Consider the following 17,419-nt stretch of genomic DNA (forward strand, 5'->3'; position numbering starts at 1 on the left):
ATTTATTGCCCTTTGCCTGTGTTCAGATCGCTGACATGCAGCGCTTCTTCCTGTGCCTGCTCAGCTGCGCTCTGGATCAGTGGCACAGCAACAGGTGCCGGATCATTGGTGATAAACGCCCGTGTATATCCCCAGAGCTGCAGGACCAGACGCAGGCACAACACCGAAAACGCCACTGGCGCAAGCAGTTTGGCAGGCCATAGCGGAATGCCAATATCAATAGAGCTGTCGCGGCTCCACAGTGGGGCGGCGAAATCAAAGCTGCGGTCAAAATGGGCCCAGCTGCCCCAGACCAGAAAGATCATCAGGATCAACATGGCCAGAACCGTGATAATCTCAGCCAGCCACAGCGCGCGCCCTTTCAGCAGGCCAATGACAATATCCATGCGAATATGGCCACCATGGCGCTGTGTATAGGCGACGCCCATAAAGGCAATCACAGGTAAAACCTGTTCAATCCAGTCGACATATCCCGGCAGTGGCTGATTGATCGCATTGCGTCCGGTGACAGAGACAACCGCAAAGATCATCAGTGAAAACACCGCTAGCCCACTGATCAACGCCAGAATAGTTTCAAGTTTCAGAAGTTTACGATCCAGACGACTAAGCAATGAGTCATCTTCGCGCACGGCACTGTTGCCCGCCATGGCACCCTCCCTATTCAGAGAAAGCCCCCCGGTGTGTGGCCGGAGGGCTGATTTTCAGGGTTTAGTTGCGCTGTGCAGCCAGTGTAGATTGCACAAGATCATAAAGTTCCTGCGCAGGAATACCCTGTGCAGACATATCTGTAATCCACTGCTCGCGGATCGGATCCGCCGCGGTTGCACGGAACTGTGCCAGTTCGCCCTCAGACAGGGTCACGCGTTCGACACCCTTTTCTTCAAGGATTCCATCCCAGCGCGCCAAAAGTTCGCCGTAGTTTTCAAGATAATGCGTGATGGCTTCATCTACGGAACTATCCAGGGCTTCGCGTTCGCTGTCAGACAGTGCATCGTAGGCATCTGTGTTCACAACCACCGGGCAGTTCACGGTGCCGGGGTTCAGGTTTTCAGTCCACCAGTCAGCGATATCAATGGTGCGGAAAGCCAGGTGCGCATGCTGCGCAAAGGCGACGGTATCGACAACACCGCTTTCCATTGCATTATAGGCTTCGGTCGCAGTTACAGAGGTCGGTACACCGCCAACTGCTTCAAAAGCTTTACCGATGCCACCGGTGGCACGCACGCGCATGCCGTCAAATTCGCCCAGTTCATCACGCGCCTCACCGGTGCCAACGATATTATATTGCGGCATTGGTGATGTCATCAAAAGACGTGCGTTCCAGCGCGCCAGATCCGCCTGCACGGCAGGGTGCCCATATACAGCATGTGAAACCGCCACTTCTTCTGCCAGTGTATTCACGCCCAGGAAAGGCAGTTCCAGTACGGTGATGGTCGGGTTTTTATCGCGGTGATAACCAGCACAGAACTGCGCCATTTCAAAGGCCCCGATGGAAATTCCGTCCAGGTTTTCGCGGTTCTTTGACAGGCCACCATAACTGATGTTCATAGTGAATTCGCCGTTGGTTTTCTCAGAAACGAGCTCGGCAAGGCGTTCAACGTGTTCGGTAAAGGCGCGGCGCTTGCCCCAGACTGACACGTTCCATTCTGTTGCAGCAGCCTCCGAGGCGAATGCAACAGTCAGCGCAACAATCGCAGTTTTTCCCAAAATACTTTTCATCTGTTTCTCCCTTGTTCAGGCATTTTCCTGCCTTTCAGGGATTGAAACTCCTTTGCCGGTTGAAAGCAAGCTTTGATGCAGGCGACGCAAGGGAACAACTTCTGAAATTACATCACCGGTCGCTGATCAGCGATTGTCCTGCCAGCCCGTTTCTATTTGCAGAAAAAACATCTTCAGAAACACTGTTTGCCTCTCCGACTTCGAACCAGCCATCTGCTTCAGAAGTACCGCCTGGCATTGGATCAATGATGCCTTCCACATCTCTGTCCCCGACACTGATATGTTCGACACTTTCATCCCCCTCAACCAGGGACGGAGTAGTTGTGTCATCGCCCTCATTGCCAGAACTGGCAACTTGCGCTGTGTCCCCACCTTCAAATTTGGCAACAATATGTGAAAGTGTGCTGGCTTCCTGTTTGAGAGAGTGACTGGCCGCCGTTGTTTCCTCAAACATTGCGGCATTTTGCTGCGCAAAACCTTCCAGTTTGGTGACCGCAACATTTACCTCCCCAATTCCCTGCGCCTGCTCTTTTGCTGACGTGGCAATATCCGTTACATGGGAAGACACTTCCACGACAGAATAAGAAATCCCTTCGAGGGCACGCCCGGCTCTGGCAACAAGCTGAACACCTTTTTTCACCTGCTCACTGCTTTTGGTAATCAGTTCCTCAATTTCATGCGCGGCTTCTGATGACCTTTGCGCCAGCGCACGCACTTCTGATGCCACGACAGCAAAACCGCGGCCAGCATCGCCGGCACGAGCAGCTTCAACGCCAGCATTCAAAGCCAGCAAGTTGGTCTGGAAAGCGATGCCTTCAATTACGGAAATGATCTGTGAAATCGCATCGGAAGAGCTTTCGATTTCGCCCATTGCGATAGATGCTTCACTTACAATTTCGCCGCTTTTTTCAGCTTCGGCCCTCGCGTCAAGCACTTTGGCATCGGCCTGTTCCGCGCCTTTGGATGCTGACTGCACTGAAATTGTCATCTGCTCAATCGCGGCAGAAGTCTGCAGCAACATTTCTACCGATTGCTCTGTCCGGGTGGATAGTTCGCTGGCTGAATTTGCGATTTCTGTACTGTCTCCGGATATAGTGCCGACCGAATTCGCGATTGTGCCAATAATCTCCTCCAGGGCCTCAGCTGTACGGTTAAAATCCTCCCGTAGCTGTTCGTAAGCCGCTGGGAATTTTTGTGTGATTTTGGCGCTTAAATCACCACTGGCCAGTTTGGTAAGCCCATCCGCCAGCGTTGACACCAGAAGATCCTGCTCTTCGCGTTGACGTTGCTCCACAGCCGCTGCCTCCTCACGCAACTCATTTTCACGTTTCAGTTCGGATTCCCGACGCTCGCGCTCCTGCTCTTCTCGTTTCTGCTGACGTTGGCGCTGCTCATCTTCTCGCGCAAGTTTCTCGGCCTGAGCAGCTTTCTCGGCTTCAACACGGCGTGCATGCTCTTTCATATCTTCTTCTTTGAGGCTGTTGTTTTCAACTATATTGTCTCTAAAAACCTGCAAAGCACGTGTCATTTCGCCAACCTCACCTCTGCGAAATGCCAAATGATCTGTGGCAGACAAATCTCCTCCCGCCAGGGAGAGCGTTGCCCTGCTGACAGTTCGCATCGGGCGTATAATTGTAAACCATGTCAGGAACTGTACCGGAACAATCACGATTATTGCTGCGATTGCGATCATAATCAAATCATGGCGTACTTCGTCCTGAAGACTGCCCAATTCACTTTGCGCAGCTACGATCTGATCAAGTGCAGCACTTCCTTCTGCTTGCGTCAGGCGCGTAATTTCCCGAACATCCATAGCAACCTGCTGAGCTGCAAACTCGGCATCACTGCGCCAGACAAGAACGTTGTCACGCAGTTTTGGCAATCCTTGTTCTGTACCAGAAATCACCAGGATATCCTGCATCACCTGGTTCATTCCCTCAGGCAGAGCACGTGAAAGCCGACGCAAAGTTGCCGTTTCTGCTGTGAGACGGGACGTGGTTTCAACAAGATCTTCTGCGGTTCCGGCCACGGCAACTTCAAATGCAATCCCGACCAATCTGTTCACCAGCGCATCCAGCGTCGCCAGTTCCCGGATCGCACTAACCTGATCAGACATAAGCGCCTGCACTGCATCCTGATTTTCAGTGGCCGCCTGTTCCACCCGTTCTTCAAGCCCCGCAAGAAGAACGCCAATTGTCATTCTCAAAACAGCATCTATTTCTTCACGGGTGTCATAAATCAGGTCACTGACATCCAGACCAAACCCCGCAACAGAATTTAACTGAGTTCCGAAAAGCGCTGCGAGCCGGTTGAGGTCGGGCAGAATGTCAGCCAGAATTTCAACTTCGCCGGCCTCTTCAAGGTGTTTTTCAAGATTGGCCAGTGCACCGCGCCCCATCTCTTTCAGCACGGATGTCATACTGTCCGTTTCGATTCCGGGAAGGGCCAATACAACCCCGGCAATCAGGTTAATTTCACCATCAATTTCCAGGCTCAGACGAATGTCCCGAAAATCCTGTCCAACAATACGGTGCAGCGTTTCATTTACAGCCAATGCCGTCCGACGTCCAGCGACAACCACTTCGAAATAGACAACATCAGACCGCTGACTAAGCATCACCGAGGCAGATTTACTCAGCTCACGCAACTGCGTGACGGCTTGTTCAATCTCCGTAAGATTTGCAAATTCCTGTTCACGAATTGTTATCAGGCTTTCAAATCGACTAAGCGCTTGCGTGAATTTCTGCGAGACCAGTTCAGCTTCCGAAAGCTCCCCCGTCGATCCGTGGATATCGACACCACTTACCTCTTCCAAAGCCTGAATCTCATTCCGGATCTGGCTCAGACCAGCAGCTGCTACTCGCAGGGTATCCGCATTTTCAGCAACCAGCAGACCGTTGAGCGTTTCCTGCATCGCGCTGTTCGTCGCAATCAGGCTTATCGAGTGTTCCAATTCCGGCAGATCCTGCTGGCTCATCAATTCAAGGCGTTGACTAACCCGATCAGAGGCAAAATAGCCGATCCCAATTGATGCTGCTGTCAATGCGGTCAACACCACCATAACAATCGCTATTTTCCCGCCAACACCCGTCAGAAACATTTTGATACTGTTGCTCATGCTCAGCCTCGCCAGACAATCCGTCTATAAGTAATGAAATCATTCAGAATCCCGGCTGCCCGTGGTTCGGAAAGGCCCGCGAAATGCAGTTCGGCCGGGGTACTGATTACAGGTGCATTCTTTGGCCGATCTCTTAAACAAGCCTTTATGCACCTGAGAAATCCTCGATTTTCTCAGACAATATTTTGTTACAAATTTAGTGAACCAATATAACCGACTGAATTTATACGATTAGCAGGAAAGCAGGTGAATTCAGATTTTTCAGTTTCACCCGAAAGAACGCCGCAAGCCTGGCGTCAGGATTGGTATTTGTCCAAAAAACTGCCAGCAGAAAGCACCCGAAAGTCATTCAGAGCTGATCTGATTTCGTCATGCGGCCAGTCCCACCAGGCCAAATCCATCAGGCGTTCTGCAATATCGCTTGGCAGACGCTCGCGGATCAGCCGTGCGGTTACTCCGCCAACGATTGTATAGGGTGCAACATCTTTGGTGACGATTGCGCCAGCTGCAATCACGGCGCCATGACCTATTGTCACATCAGGTTTTATGATCGCGCCGTGGCCGATCCAGGTGTCATGGCCAATAAAGGCACGACGCGCGCTACGACCTGCAAAGAACGCCGTGTCATCCTCCGCATCGTCCCAATACCAGGACGAACGATACATAAAATGATGTAAAGACGCCGTATGCATTGGGTGGTCTGTTGGGCCGATGCGTACGTTGCTTGCGATATTGCTGAACTTGCCAATGCTTGTGTTGGCGATATCACAATTGGGGCCACAGTAACTGTAATCACCCAACTCAGAATTCAGAACGACGCTATTGTGTCCGACTTCGGTGTATCGCCCGAAGCTGCTGTTCGCCTGCTGCACGTCGCCATGCAGCAGGGGTTTCTCATCAGATAGCATCAGTGCCCCCCACCATCGCCTTTGATCAGCTTGCGGCGCAGGATGCCGGACAGCCAGTCCATCATCATCACCATCAAGAGGATCAGGATGATGTAATAGCTGACCTCTTCCCAATCCTTCTGCGTTACCATGGCCTGGGTCAGCAAAAGACCAATACCGCCGCCTGTGATCGCACCAATGATTGTTGCGGAACGGGTATTGCTTTCGAGGTAATACAGCACCTGCGACAGCAGCACCGGGGTCAATTGTGGGATCACACCAAAACGATAACGTTGCAAAGGTTTCGCACCGGTAGAGGCCACGCCCTCGATCTGCTTCTTATCGACGTTTTCCAGCGCCTCAGAGAACATCTTGCCAAAGCTGCCAGTATCCGTCAGCAGGATCGCAAGGGCACCGGTCAGCGGGCCAGGACCAAAGGCCCGTGACAGAATGATCGTCCAGATCAGCCCATCCACCCCACGCAGGAAATCAAACACACGGCGGAAACCAAAGCGGACAGATCTGAGCGGTGTGAAGTTTTTGGCCGCCATGAAGGCCAGTGGCAGGGAAATAATCGCTGCACCAAATGTGCCAAGGAAGGCCATCAGGATGGTTTCAAAGATCGCCCAAAAGACCGAGGCATGCTGCCACATCTTATTGTTCAGGAACTGATCGACCATTGCTGCGATATTGCTTTTACCTTCCACCACACGATCGGAAGAAAACGCCAGGCCAATCATCTCACCCAGGCCTTTGCCGTGAAACGGGCTGTCGAGCGTGAAAAAGAACAGCTCCCACCCGGTAAAATAGCGCAGCACTTCAGTGCGGTTACGGGTGATGGTCAGACGCCCGGCCTCAGTTGTGATGGTCACACGGTTCTTTGAAGCATTGATCCATTCCGGCAGTTCACCTGCAGGAAATTCGGCCTGTACACCATTGCGACCAGGATCTGCTGTCACAAGACCATAGCCGGGGATGTCATAGCTGACCTGCGTTCCCGCATAGGTCACGATATGGCCTGCGCCCAGATCTACAACTGTTTCATCACCCAGGGTCACCCAATCCGGGCTGGAACCTTCGGGATATGTGCCCTTGCGTTCCCCTTCAATAGCGACACTGACCTCGCCGGAACGATTGTCGCGCGCCACATGGGTTTTATAGCTGTAGCTGTCGGCAACAAGCGTGCGGGCGTTGTCGATATCCGCACGGTGATACAGTCCGGCGACATCAAAGCTGATGAAGATATAGGCCAAATATACGAATATGAGCGCGGGGATCCCAAAGGCGAACAGGCGTTTTTTCTGCATCCGCGCAGAAGCGGCAATGCGGTGATCCATGGTCAGAGCAGTCATCAGTGCACCTCTGTTGCTGAAAGGCGGTTGCGGATCACGCCAGAGGCCTGATCGACCACGACGATGGTTGCGAAAAGCAGAAGGAAGATTGCGGCGGCTTCGTCATATTTGCCCTGCCCCCAGGACATGGCATTTTTCAGTTCATAGCCAATGCCACCCGCACCAACGAAACCCAGAATGGCAGAGGCCCGGATGTTGATTTCAAAGCGCAGCAGCATATAGGACAGATAATTCGGGGCCACCTGCGGCACGACGCCAAACAGCATGCGTTGTGACCAGTTGCCGCCAACAGAAGCCAACCCGTCAACAGGTTTCAGATCGACGTTCTCGTTGACCTCGGAAAACAGTTTTCCCAATGCGCCAGCGGTGTGGAACGCAATCGCGATCATTGCGGGCACGGGCCCGCCGCCGAGGATAAAGATCAGAACCAGCGCAATCACGATTTCAGGCACGGCGCGCATGACATCCATCAACCGGCGAAACAGCGGGATCGCACGGGGCCAAAGCGCAAGACCACGGGTTGCCAGTAAGGAAAACACCAAAGCCATCATCGCCCCCACAAGGGTTGAGGCCCCGGCAATATTCACGGTTTCAATCAGGGCTGGCAGGAAGGTTACGAAATGTGCGGGCAACTCATGCAGCTTACCGGCAGCTTCGCCCAGAACCTCAGCGGGGAAATCAAAAACATGGGTGATCCCGTTCCAGAACCCACCGGCATTGCGTGCATCGGCAAGGTCAAAGCCACCGGCCATCAGCGCCACAAAGAATACCAGTAGTACACCACCATATAGACGTTTGCGCCGGTTTTGCGCCAGATAGGCACCCCGGATCGCCGCCGTGGGCATGATGCCACCTGCGCTCTGATCAACCATTTTATTGTCCCCGGAATTTTCAGCGGGAAGATACATGGGATAAGGCATGTCATTCCCTCTTGTCGTGCAAACCCCCGATCTGAGAACCAGACCGGGGGCGTTTTGCGTCTTAGTTAGACTTCAGACGACGTGCTTCGATGATCACTTCATAAGCCTCGTGACCGATTGGCATCAGGCCTTTTGCCTCACCGGACAGAACGCCATATGCGCATTCCGGGTCCATCGCAGGCATAGCTGCCATCAGGGCGGTCATCTGAACTTTCACATCCTCTGGCAGGGCAGAGCGCAGAACAATCGGACCTTCAGGGATCGGCGCGGACTGCCAGATCTGAACCAGTTCATTCATGTCAACCAGACCGGCATCCACTGCACGACGCAGCGCGCCAGAGTTGAAACCATCTTCCCATTCGCCAAGACCGTCCGCCCAGGTTACGCCGCCATCAAAGTCACCGTTATATACGCCAACGATGGTCTGTTCGTGACCACCAGAAAACGCGATGTCACCGAAGTACTCCGCGCCGTCTTCCATTGGGTACCCCGCGGCAGGAATCTCAATGGATGGGATCAGATAGCCGGACGTGGAGTTCGGATCACCAAAGGCAAAGGTCTTGCCAGCCATGTCGTCCAGGTTGGTGATGCCGCTGTCTGCACGTGCGAAACCGATGGAATAGTAGCCATAACCACCATCGTTGTTCACTTTCACAAGGATCGGCTCAACCGCTTCAGGGTCGGACAGATAGGTTTTCGCGTAACCCGAAGCACCCAGCCATGCCATATCAATGGTGCCGCCCAGCAGGCCCTGAATAACGCCGTTGTAATCGGCAGGGGCGAACAGCTTCACAGGCACGCCCAGCAGTTCTTCTGCCTGGGCCCGCAGACATTCATTGTTGTTCAGACGGTCCTGTGCGTTTTCACCACCCAGCAGGCCAATGTTAAACTCGGTAATTTCCTGCGCCATAACCGGTGCGGTCAGCGCGGATGTTGCCAGAACGGCAGCAATCAGTTTTTTCATGGTACGTCTCTCTCTGTAGGTGCCCCGGATGTTCGGTTATGGGGCGGGTTAAGCGGGCTGCGTCAGGCCAGTTGCAGGCTTTCAGGCAGTGGCTTCTGAGGTTGTTCAATGGCGGTGGAGGTGGCTTCTTCTGAGAAGTCCGCCCCGGCGCCGTAGATGTCCCGTGCAACACCCGTGGTCAGCTGATCAGGGGTGCCGTCAAAAACGATCCTCCCCTGACGCATACCGATCACACGGTCACAGTAGCGGCGCGCGGTATCCAGTGTGTGCAGGTTGGCGATGACCATGCGACCATCTTCTTCATGAATGCGGCGTAGGGCATCCATCACAATGACAGCATTCATCGGATCAAGGCTGGCGATCGGTTCATCCGCCAGAATGATCTTCGGATCCTGCATAAGCGCACGGGCAATCGCCACGCGCTGTTGCTGACCGCCAGACAGGGCCTCAGCCCGTTTCGCGGCATTTTCCGCAATGCCCAGGCGTTCCAGAATATCAATGGCGCGGTGAATGTCGGCCTCTGGATAGAGGTTAAACAATGTGCGGACGGTGGAATGACGGTTCAGCGTGCCGTGCAGCACATTCGCTACCACATCCATACGTGGCACAAGGTTAAACTGCTGAAAAATCATCGCGCATTGGCTTTGCCAGTTGCGCTTGTCGCGCCCCTTCAGGCCAAGCACATCGCGGCCCTCAAATTCGACACTGCCCTCGGAGGCAGGCGTCAGCCGGTTCAGCATCCGTAACAGCGTGGATTTCCCCGCGCCGGATGCGCCTATAATCCCGATCATCATCGGTTTATCGACCTGAAAACTTGCGGCATCCACCGCGGCTTTATCGCCAAAACGTTTTGTAAGTGCATTGATGTGCAGCATATTGCAGTGCCCCCGTGTTCATGGGGGTTTTCACTGCCGCAGGAATCTTTCACGTTTCAGATTCACTAAAGAAATGTGAAATCACGCTCTGGTTTCACGCAAACTGTTACATTGTATTAATCTTCGTTACCTGAAATGAGCGAAGAAGAGATTTTCTGCCGCCGCGCCTCACTGAATGAAGTAGCGCTGCCACCCGTTGAAACAAAGGTTCTGAAAAACAGGGAGCCGGATTGTTTTGAACACCTCCCCCCAATCCCAAAATGCTGCCAGCAGGCAGCCTGCTGGATGATTGCTTTGCTGACCCGTCTTTTACCATTCTCAAAAGATACGCCGTATGTAAGTCCAAGCCCGGATCCGGCCCAGGCATTGCGCACTGAAAAAACGTGACGGCACGCTGGTCAATTATGTGCATGCGTTGCTATGAGAAAGAAAAACCGAAGGGATGCAGATGGCGCAGCATGAAGGCACATATGATTACATCATCGCGGGCGCAGGTACCGCTGGCTGTGTTCTGGCAAACCGTCTGTCTGAGAATCCGAAGACCCGTGTGCTGTTGCTGGAAGCCGGCGGGCGTGACAACTGGCACTGGATCCATATTCCCGTGGGCTATCTCTATTGTATGGGAAATCCCCGCACCGACTGGATGATGAAAACCGCACCCGAAGCCGGGCTGAACGGCCGTACCCTGAATTACCCGCGTGGTAAGGTTCTGGGCGGATGTACCTCGATCAACGGTATGATCTATATGCGCGGTCAGGCGGCGGATTACGACACCTGGGCACAGATGGGCAACTCCGGCTGGGGCTGGGATGATGTCCTGCCCTATTTCAAACGCTCTGAAGATCATCATGCCGGTGACAGTGATCAGCATGGCGCAGGCGGCGAATGGAAAGTCACAACCCAACGCCTTGAATGGGACATTCTGAGAGCCTTTCAGAAAGGCGCAGCAGAGTTCGGCGTTCTGCCCCGTGCTGATTTTAATGACGGCAACAATGAAGGTTCGGGTTTCTTTGAAGTGAACCAGAATAACGGTCAGCGCTGGTCCACCGCGCGCGCCTTCCTGCACCCGGCAGAGGGGCGCGAAAACCTGCGGGTGATCACCGGCGCGCATACGGAAACAGTGGTGCTGGACGGCAAACGCGCAACCGGTGTGACCTGGCGCGAGAATGGCATCCTGAAAACCGCAACGGCCGGAGGTGAGGTTCTTCTTGCCGCCGGGGCGATCAACTCGCCCAAAATCCTTGAACTCTCTGGCATTGGCCGCGCAGATGTACTGTCGGACCTTGGCGTCACCATCCAACATGAAAGCCCCGGCGTCGGTGAAAACCTGCAGGATCATCTGCAAATCCGCACCGTGTTTAAAGTCCACGACACCAAAACCCTGAATGAGAAATCAAACAGCATTCTGGGTAAAATCGCTATGGGTGCGCAATATGCCCTGAAACGGTCCGGCCCGCTTTCCATGGCGCCAAGCCAGTTCGGCATGTTCACAAAATCAGACGAAACAGTCGCGACCCCGGATCTGGAATATCACGTACAGCCGCTTTCCTGCGACAAACTGGGCGATCCGCTGCATCCCTTCCCGGCCATCACAGTTTCCGTCTGCAATCTGCGCCCGGAAAGCATGGGTTCCACCCATGCCACCAGCCAGGATCACGCGCAGCAACCTGAGATCAAGCTAAACTACCTGTCCGCCGAGCGCGATAAACACGTCGCGGTGAAAGCCGTGCAACAGGCGCGTGAGATTATGCAGGCCGAGGCCCTGCAGCCCTACACCCCGGAAGAATACCTGCCCGGCCCGCAGATCGCCTCATATGATGATCTGCTACGCGAAGCAGGCAACCTCGCCACCACCATCTTCCACCCGACAGGCACCTGTAAAATGGGATCGGACAGTATGGCCGTGGTCGATGATCAGCTGCGTGTGCATGGGATAGACGGATTGCGGGTGATTGATGCCTCTGTCATGCCAAAGATCGTCTCCGGCAACACAGCATCCCCGGTGATCATGATCGCGGAAAAGGCGGCGGATATGATTAAGGCCGCCGCGCGCTGATATCAGCGCGCCAGGATTTTCTTTACTTCAGCCGCAAACGCATCACCGCGCAGCTCGAAATTCGGGTATTGATCGAAACTGGCTGCAGCCGGGGCCAGAAGGATGGTGTCACCTGGCTCTGCTTCTTCAAACGCCTGTTCCACCGCGCGTTCCATCACTTCACAGATCGCATAATCTGTATCGCTAATCTCCAGCGCAAAATCACGGGCGGAATGGCCGATCAGATAGGCTTTCTTCACGCTGTCCAGATGGGGCACCAGCGATGAAATACCGCCTTCCTTACCAAGCCCCCCGGCAATCCAGCGGATATTCTGGAAAGCCTGCAGAGCCTGGGCCGCACTGTCTACATTGGTGGCCTTGCTGTCATTCACAAAAGTCACGCCATCTTTTTCGCCCAGATGTTGCGAGCGATGCGGTAACCCGCCAAAGCTTTCAAAGCCCTTCTCAATCACCCGGGGCGCAATCCCCAGGGATCGCAAAGCCGCATAGGCTGCACAGGCATTCTGATGATTGTGGCGTCCCGGCAATCCGCGCATTTCGCGCAAATCAATGGAACCGATCTGTTTGCCCTTGCGACGTTCCGCCAGGAACCCTTTCTTCGCCGTGACATTCCAGCCCATGCCACCGACTTTTCCCGTGACAGAAACCCGGATCACCTGGTCATCCACCATGCCCTCAGACAGCTGATTAGCCAGATAAAGCCCCTCTGCCTCATCCACACCAATCACCGCGCGATCCGGCCCACCTTCGGCAAACAACCGGCGCTTGGCGGCGAAATAGCCCCCCATACCCGCATGGCGGTCCAGGTGATCCTCAGAAAGGTTGGTAAAGACCGCCACGTCAGGCGTCAGGCTGCGCGCCAGATCGGTCTGGTAAGACGACAGCTCCAGCACAACAACTTCGCCATCATGCGCCGGATCAATATCCAACACGCCACGCCCGATATTGCCCGCCAGCTGACAGGGCTTTCCAGCGACTTCAAGACAGTGGTGGATCAGGGCGGATGTTGTAGATTTCCCGTTGGAGCCGGTCACCGCAATGACCTTTGGTGTCACATCCAGTTCAGACCATTCCGGTGTTGCGAAGGAACGGAAGAACAGCCCGATATCATTGTCCACAGGCACACCGGCGCGCAGGGCCGCTTCAATCACCGGATTGGGTGCAGGATAAAGATGCGGGATGCCCGGAGACACAATCAATGCCGCCAGCTCATCCATATCCCGGGTCAGTTTCGTAACCGTAAACCCCCTGCCTTCCGCCGCATCGCGCGCTTCCTGGCTGTCATCCCACAAAAGCGCCTCTGCGCCACCTGCTTCAAGCGCCGCAGCCGCAGCCAGGCCCGAACGGCCCAGCCCCAGAACACCAACCTTGCGGCCCTCATATCCCTGAACTGGTATCATCGCGCTCTCCTGTCAGGGCCTCAGCCCTCTTCATCTTTCCAAAATACCCCGGGGGAGTCCTGAAAGGACGGGGGCAGAGCCCCCTGCCCCGATCGCAGATCTAACGCACTTTCAGCGTTGCCAGACCAATCAGCGCCAGTATCAGCGCGATGATCCAGAAACGGATCACAATCTGTGGCTCTGCCCAACCTTTTTTCTCAAAATGGTGGTGGATCGGTGCCATCAGGAAAACACGTTTACCAGTGCGTTTATAATAAAGCACCTGAATGATCACAGAAAGTGCCTCGACCACAAACAACCCGCCAATCACCGCCCAGACAAGTTCGTGCTTGGTCGCAACCGCAGCGGAACCAAGCGCGCCGCCCAGAGCCAGGGAACCCGTATCGCCCATAAATACCGCAGCAGGCGGGGCGTTGTACCAGAGGAACCCAAGACCACCGCCAAAAAGTGCGGCAACAAAGATCAGCAGCTCGCCCGTGCCCGGTACATAATGCACATCCAGATATTCAGTGAAATCCACGCGCCCCACCGCATAGGCAATCACTCCCAGCGCACCGGCGGCAATCATCACCGGCATAATCGCCAGGCCATCCAGACCATCGGTCAGGTTCACAGCATTGGCGGAACCCACGATTACGATCATCGCGAAGGGCACAAAGAACCAACCCAGGTTGATCAGCGTGTCTTTAAACACCGGCAGGGCCAATTGACCTGCCAGGGGATCGGGATGCAGATATTGCGCCCAGAAACCTGCAGTCGCAGCAATGGCAAAGCCAAGCCCCAGGCGGATCTTACCCGACACACCGGCCACATTATTTTTGCTGACCTTCGCATAATCATCTGCGAAGCCAATCAGACCAAAGCCAGCGGTGACAAACATCACCATCCAGACAAAGCCATTATCAAGTCGCGCCCAAAGGATCGTCGCAAGCAAAAGCGCGCCAAGGATCAGAACACCGCCCATGGTTGGCGTGCCTTTTTTGGTTTCCAGGTGGCTTTGCGGGCCATCTTCGCGAATGGGCTGACCGTTGGATTGCTTACGACGCAGCAGATTGATCAGGGGACGACCAAAGAGAAAGCCAAAGATCAGCGCCGTGAAGAACGCACCGCCTGCCCGGAAGGTGATATAACGGAAGAGGTTGAAGAAATCCCCCCCGTCTGAAAGCCCTGTTAACCAATACAGCATTTAACCCTGTCCTTCCTGTTGCGCAGCATCTGATGCGATTTCTGATCCGGGGCGGACATCGCCCAGCCGGCGCAAAGCGTCAACCACAAGGCTGACTTTTATACCTTTGGAGCCTTTTACCAGTACAGCGTCACCCGGGCGCAACAGATTATGCACGCGAGAGGTAAGATCCTCTGCAGCTTCGTCATATTCGCCACGCTGGCGCGCAGGCAACACATCCCAAAGCGCCTTCATCCGTGGCCCGACGCAATGCACAAGATCGATCTCTTCCAACGCGGCCAGATCGGCAACAGCACGGTGATCTTCAATCTCAGTCGGACCAAGTTCCAGCATGTCACCCAGTACAGCGATCCGGCGTTTTGCAGCTGTCTCAGAAGCCAGTACCTCAAGCGCTGCCGCCATAGATGCGGGGTTGGCATTAAAGGCGTCATCCAGCAACACGATTTCCGCGTCCTGAACCGGATCAAGGCGGATAATTTCACGCTGACCACGCCCCCCCGGAGGCTGCCAGCGCATCATATCCTGGGCTGCGATACTTGCATCTGCGCCAAGTGCATCCACCGCGCCAAGCGCACCGATTGCATTGCGGGCGAAATGCCGCCCTGCGCAATCCAGCTTAAACACCAGATCGCCCGCCGGGATCACAGCCGTGATCACGGTTTGTCCCGCACTCAGCTGCACTGTCTTCACCTGCCAGGGCTGATCGCCTTCGCCAAATAATACGGGATCGCTCTGCCCGGCTTTCAGAATGTCACTGGTTTCCAGATCTCCGGGCAATACAGCGACACCGCCAGGTTCAAGCCCCTCAAAGATAGCAGCCTTTTCCCGCGCAATACCTTCGATATTCTCAAAAGCTTCCAGATGTGCGGGCGCAATTGTCGTGATCATCGCCACATGCGGACGCGCCATTTTTGCAAGCGGGGCGATTTCGCCCGGATGGTTCATCCCGATTTCAATCACCGCGTAATCTGCATCCACAGGCATACGCGCCAGTGTGATCGGCACGCCCCAGTGATTGTTGAAAGAGGCCTCTGCCGCATGGACCTGGCCCTGGCGCCCCAGAACTTCGCGCAGCATTTCTTTGGTGGACGTCTTCCCGACCGAACCGGTGATCGCAACCACACGCCCCTGAAAACGCGCACGCCCCGCGCGGCCAAGCTCTTCGAGGCCCGCCAGAACATCATCAACCAAAAGCAAGGGCGCATCCGCAGAAACACCTTCTGGTATCCGGCTGACAAGGGCGGCACCTGCGCCTTTTTCAAGCGCCTGTGCGACAAAATCATGTCCGTCGCGCGCGGCTTTCAGGGCAACAAAGAGATCCCCCTTCTGAATGCTGCGGGTATCAATCGAAATCCCGGACACGGACCAGTCACCAATCGCCTGGCCGCCAGTCGCACGCGCAGCGTCTTTCGCCGTCCATAAAGTCATGTCAGACGTCCTTCCAGCGCCGCCACGGCCACGCTTGCCTGTTCGCAATCATCAAATGGCAACACCTGATCGCCCACGACCTGGCCGGTTTCATGGCCCTTTCCGCAGATCAGCAAAGCATCGCCCGGTCCCAGCGCATCAACGCCGCGCAGGATGGCTTCGGCCCGGTCACCAACTTCAACGGCGGTGATGCCTTCAACCTCTGCACAGCCAGCCATGACAGCGGCACGGATCACCGCAGGATCCTCAGAGCGCGGGTTGTCATCGGTCACAAAGACCACGTCGGCATTTTCACAGGCTGCACGCCCCATCAACGGGCGCTTGGACGTGTCACGATCACCGCCAGCCCCCACCAGCACCACAATCTTGCCCATCACATGCGGGCGCAGTGCTTTCAGCGCTGTCGCGACGGCCTCAGGCGTGTGGGAATAATCGACAAACACAGGCGCACCATTGGCGCGGGTTGCTGCCAATTGCATCCGGCCACGTACGGTTGTCAGATGTGGCAAGGTTTGGAAAACCTCTTGCGGTTCAATCCCTGTACCAATCACAAGGCCCGTCGCCGCAAGGATATTTTCCGCCTGAAAACCCCCGATCAGGTTCAGACGCGCATGGTGGTTTTCCCCCATGAATTCAAACAGCAAGTCCTGCCCGGTCGCATCATACCGCTGCCCCATGATCCTCATATCGCAATCACCATGACCAATGGTCAGAACACGATGCCCACGATCCAGCGCAATTTCCTGCATATCTTTGCCACGAGGATCGTCCGTGTTGATCACTGCCGTGCCTTCATCCGCCAGAACCCGGTTAAACAACCCGGCTTTGGCGTTGAAATAGTCGTCAAAATCTTTGTGGTAATCCAGATGATCCTGACTGAAGTTCGTAAAAGCCGCCGCCATCAGGCGCACCCCGTCCAGGCGATTTTGTGCCAGGCCATGGGAGGATGCCTCCATCGCGGCGTGGGTGATGCCTTCAGCCTTCAGTTTGGCCAGCAGGCGATGCAGCGTGATGGGTTCCGGGGTTGTGTGGTTCAGGGGGGCGCTTACCGCTCCCTCCACACCGGTCGTGCCAAAGTTCACTGCTGCCAGGCCCAGCTCTTCCCAAATCTGACGGGTGAAGGTCGCGACAGATGTTTTTCCGTTTGTACCGGTGGCCGCCACCATGATTTCCGGCTGTCCGCCGAACCAAAGCGCCGATGTATATGCCAGGGCCGCGCGGGGTTCTTCGACGACAACAACTGCAACTTCCGGGTAGCTCGCCAGATCTTTCGCTGCAATTTCAGCACCCTGAGGGTCCGTCAGGATTGCAGCCGCACCCATACGCAACGCATATTGAATGAATTCTGCACCGTGGGCTTTCACACCAGGAAGGGCTGCAAAGAGATGACCGGTTTTGACGTCACGGGAATCCACAGACACGCCAGTGATCTGAACATCCCAGTCCCCACGTGCATGCAGCCCGAATTCAGAAAGCGGCCTTGGCGCGGGCACCGGGCCCAAATTTCCTGATGT

The 17,419-nt window shown here is 55.1% G+C and carries 14 protein-coding genes; 2 read left to right on the top strand and 12 right to left on the bottom strand.

Going from position 1 to position 17,419, the window contains the following annotated elements; genetic code table 11:
- Positions 1-2: 2 nt before the first annotated feature.
- The 8 genes from H1D41_RS07130 to phnC form a co-directional block, all read right to left on the bottom strand.
- Positions 3-647 (bottom strand): TRAP transporter small permease subunit, encoded by a 645-nt coding sequence (locus tag H1D41_RS07130; RefSeq protein WP_228848239.1) that lies wholly within the window; start codon positions 645-647, stop codon positions 3-5.
- Positions 648-708: 61 nt separating this feature from the next.
- Entirely contained in the window at positions 709-1,719 is a 1,011-nt protein-coding gene (locus tag H1D41_RS07135; protein ID WP_228848240.1) for a C4-dicarboxylate TRAP transporter substrate-binding protein, read from the bottom strand.
- Positions 1,720-1,831: 112 nt separating this feature from the next.
- Positions 1,832-4,837 carry a methyl-accepting chemotaxis protein gene (locus tag H1D41_RS07140; RefSeq protein ID WP_228848241.1) on the bottom strand — a complete coding sequence of 1,002 codons (3,006 nt, stop codon included), beginning with the start codon at positions 4,835-4,837 and terminating at the stop codon, positions 1,832-1,834.
- A gap of 296 nt (positions 4,838-5,133) precedes the next feature.
- Positions 5,134-5,745, bottom strand: a complete 612-nt coding sequence (locus H1D41_RS07145) for a chloramphenicol acetyltransferase (RefSeq protein ID WP_228848242.1) — start codon at positions 5,743-5,745, stop codon at positions 5,134-5,136.
- A complete protein-coding gene (gene phnE / locus H1D41_RS07150; protein ID WP_228848243.1) occupies positions 5,745-7,076 on the bottom strand; it encodes a phosphonate ABC transporter, permease protein PhnE in 1,332 nt (443 codons plus the stop codon). The genes H1D41_RS07145 and phnE (H1D41_RS07150) overlap by 1 nt, the downstream gene beginning before the upstream one ends.
- Entirely contained in the window at positions 7,076-7,948 is an 873-nt protein-coding gene (phnE, locus tag H1D41_RS07155) for a phosphonate ABC transporter, permease protein PhnE (protein ID WP_394355398.1), read from the bottom strand. The genes phnE (H1D41_RS07150) and phnE (H1D41_RS07155) overlap by 1 nt, the downstream gene beginning before the upstream one ends.
- Before the next feature lie 109 nt (positions 7,949-8,057).
- Positions 8,058-8,960: a phosphonate ABC transporter substrate-binding protein gene (gene phnD, locus H1D41_RS07160; protein ID WP_228848244.1), complete on the bottom strand. Its 903-nt coding sequence runs from the start codon at positions 8,958-8,960 to the stop codon at positions 8,058-8,060.
- 62 nt (positions 8,961-9,022) lie between these two features.
- A complete protein-coding gene (gene phnC, locus H1D41_RS07165) occupies positions 9,023-9,835 on the bottom strand; it encodes a phosphonate ABC transporter ATP-binding protein (RefSeq protein WP_228848245.1) in 813 nt (270 codons plus the stop codon).
- Positions 9,836-9,970: 135 nt separating this feature from the next.
- Between phnC and H1D41_RS07170 the strand changes: the two genes are divergently transcribed.
- Complete coding sequence (locus H1D41_RS07170; protein WP_228848246.1) at positions 9,971-10,222, top strand: hypothetical protein; 252 nt, start codon at positions 9,971-9,973, stop codon at positions 10,220-10,222.
- Positions 10,223-10,283: 61 nt separating this feature from the next.
- Positions 10,284-11,891, top strand: coding sequence for a GMC family oxidoreductase (locus H1D41_RS07175; RefSeq protein ID WP_394355395.1), 1,608 nt, complete (start codon positions 10,284-10,286; stop codon positions 11,889-11,891).
- 2 nt (positions 11,892-11,893) lie between these two features.
- On the opposite strand, the gene murD is transcribed toward H1D41_RS07175, so the two are convergent.
- The 4 genes from murD to H1D41_RS07195 all read right to left on the bottom strand — a co-directional run bounded on the left by murD (position 11,894) and on the right by H1D41_RS07195 (position 17,398).
- Positions 11,894-13,291, bottom strand: a complete 1,398-nt coding sequence (gene murD, locus H1D41_RS07180) for a UDP-N-acetylmuramoyl-L-alanine--D-glutamate ligase (protein WP_228848248.1) — start codon at positions 13,289-13,291, stop codon at positions 11,894-11,896.
- Between the two features lie 100 nt (positions 13,292-13,391).
- Positions 13,392-14,477 carry a phospho-N-acetylmuramoyl-pentapeptide-transferase gene (mraY, locus tag H1D41_RS07185; protein ID WP_228848249.1) on the bottom strand — a complete coding sequence of 362 codons (1,086 nt, stop codon included), beginning with the start codon at positions 14,475-14,477 and terminating at the stop codon, positions 13,392-13,394.
- Positions 14,478-15,905 carry a UDP-N-acetylmuramoyl-tripeptide--D-alanyl-D-alanine ligase gene (locus H1D41_RS07190; RefSeq protein WP_228848250.1) on the bottom strand — a complete coding sequence of 476 codons (1,428 nt, stop codon included), beginning with the start codon at positions 15,903-15,905 and terminating at the stop codon, positions 14,478-14,480.
- On the bottom strand, positions 15,902-17,398 hold the full coding sequence (locus tag H1D41_RS07195) for a UDP-N-acetylmuramoyl-L-alanyl-D-glutamate--2,6-diaminopimelate ligase (protein WP_228848251.1): 1,497 nt from the start codon (positions 17,396-17,398) through the stop codon (positions 15,902-15,904). The genes H1D41_RS07190 and H1D41_RS07195 overlap by 4 nt, the downstream gene beginning before the upstream one ends.
- Between the last annotated feature and the right edge of the window lie 21 nt (positions 17,399-17,419).

The sequence above is a fragment of the Halocynthiibacter styelae genome, assembly GCF_016123485.1.
Taxonomy (GTDB): Bacteria; Pseudomonadota; Alphaproteobacteria; order Rhodobacterales; family Rhodobacteraceae; genus Halocynthiibacter; species Halocynthiibacter styelae.

Excerpts from the sequence above, each read along its gene's own strand:
- H1D41_RS07170 (WP_228848246.1), top strand. The coding sequence starts at position 9,971 with ATGAGCGAAGAAGAGATTTTCTGCCGCCGCGCCTCACTGAATGAAGTA.
- H1D41_RS07135 (WP_228848240.1), bottom strand. The coding sequence starts at position 1,719 with ATGAAAAGTATTTTGGGAAAAACTGCGATTGTTGCGCTGACTGTTGCA.
- phnE (WP_228848243.1), bottom strand. The coding sequence starts at position 7,076 with ATGACTGCTCTGACCATGGATCACCGCATTGCCGCTTCTGCGCGGATG.
- phnD (WP_228848244.1), bottom strand. The coding sequence starts at position 8,960 with ATGAAAAAACTGATTGCTGCCGTTCTGGCAACATCCGCGCTGACCGCA.
- H1D41_RS07190 (WP_228848250.1), bottom strand. The coding sequence starts at position 15,905 with ATGACTTTATGGACGGCGAAAGACGCTGCGCGTGCGACTGGCGGCCAG.
- H1D41_RS07175 (WP_394355395.1), top strand. The coding sequence starts at position 10,284 with ATGGCGCAGCATGAAGGCACATATGATTACATCATCGCGGGCGCAGGT.
- murD (WP_228848248.1), bottom strand. The coding sequence starts at position 13,291 with ATGATACCAGTTCAGGGATATGAGGGCCGCAAGGTTGGTGTTCTGGGG.
- H1D41_RS07145 (WP_228848242.1), bottom strand. The coding sequence starts at position 5,745 with ATGCTATCTGATGAGAAACCCCTGCTGCATGGCGACGTGCAGCAGGCG.
- mraY (WP_228848249.1), bottom strand. The coding sequence starts at position 14,477 with ATGCTGTATTGGTTAACAGGGCTTTCAGACGGGGGGGATTTCTTCAAC.
- H1D41_RS07130 (WP_228848239.1), bottom strand. The coding sequence starts at position 647 with ATGGCGGGCAACAGTGCCGTGCGCGAAGATGACTCATTGCTTAGTCGT.
- phnE (WP_394355398.1), bottom strand. The coding sequence starts at position 7,948 with ATGGTTGATCAGAGCGCAGGTGGCATCATGCCCACGGCGGCGATCCGG.
- H1D41_RS07140 (WP_228848241.1), bottom strand. The coding sequence starts at position 4,837 with ATGAGCAACAGTATCAAAATGTTTCTGACGGGTGTTGGCGGGAAAATA.
- phnC (WP_228848245.1), bottom strand. The coding sequence starts at position 9,835 with ATGCTGCACATCAATGCACTTACAAAACGTTTTGGCGATAAAGCCGCG.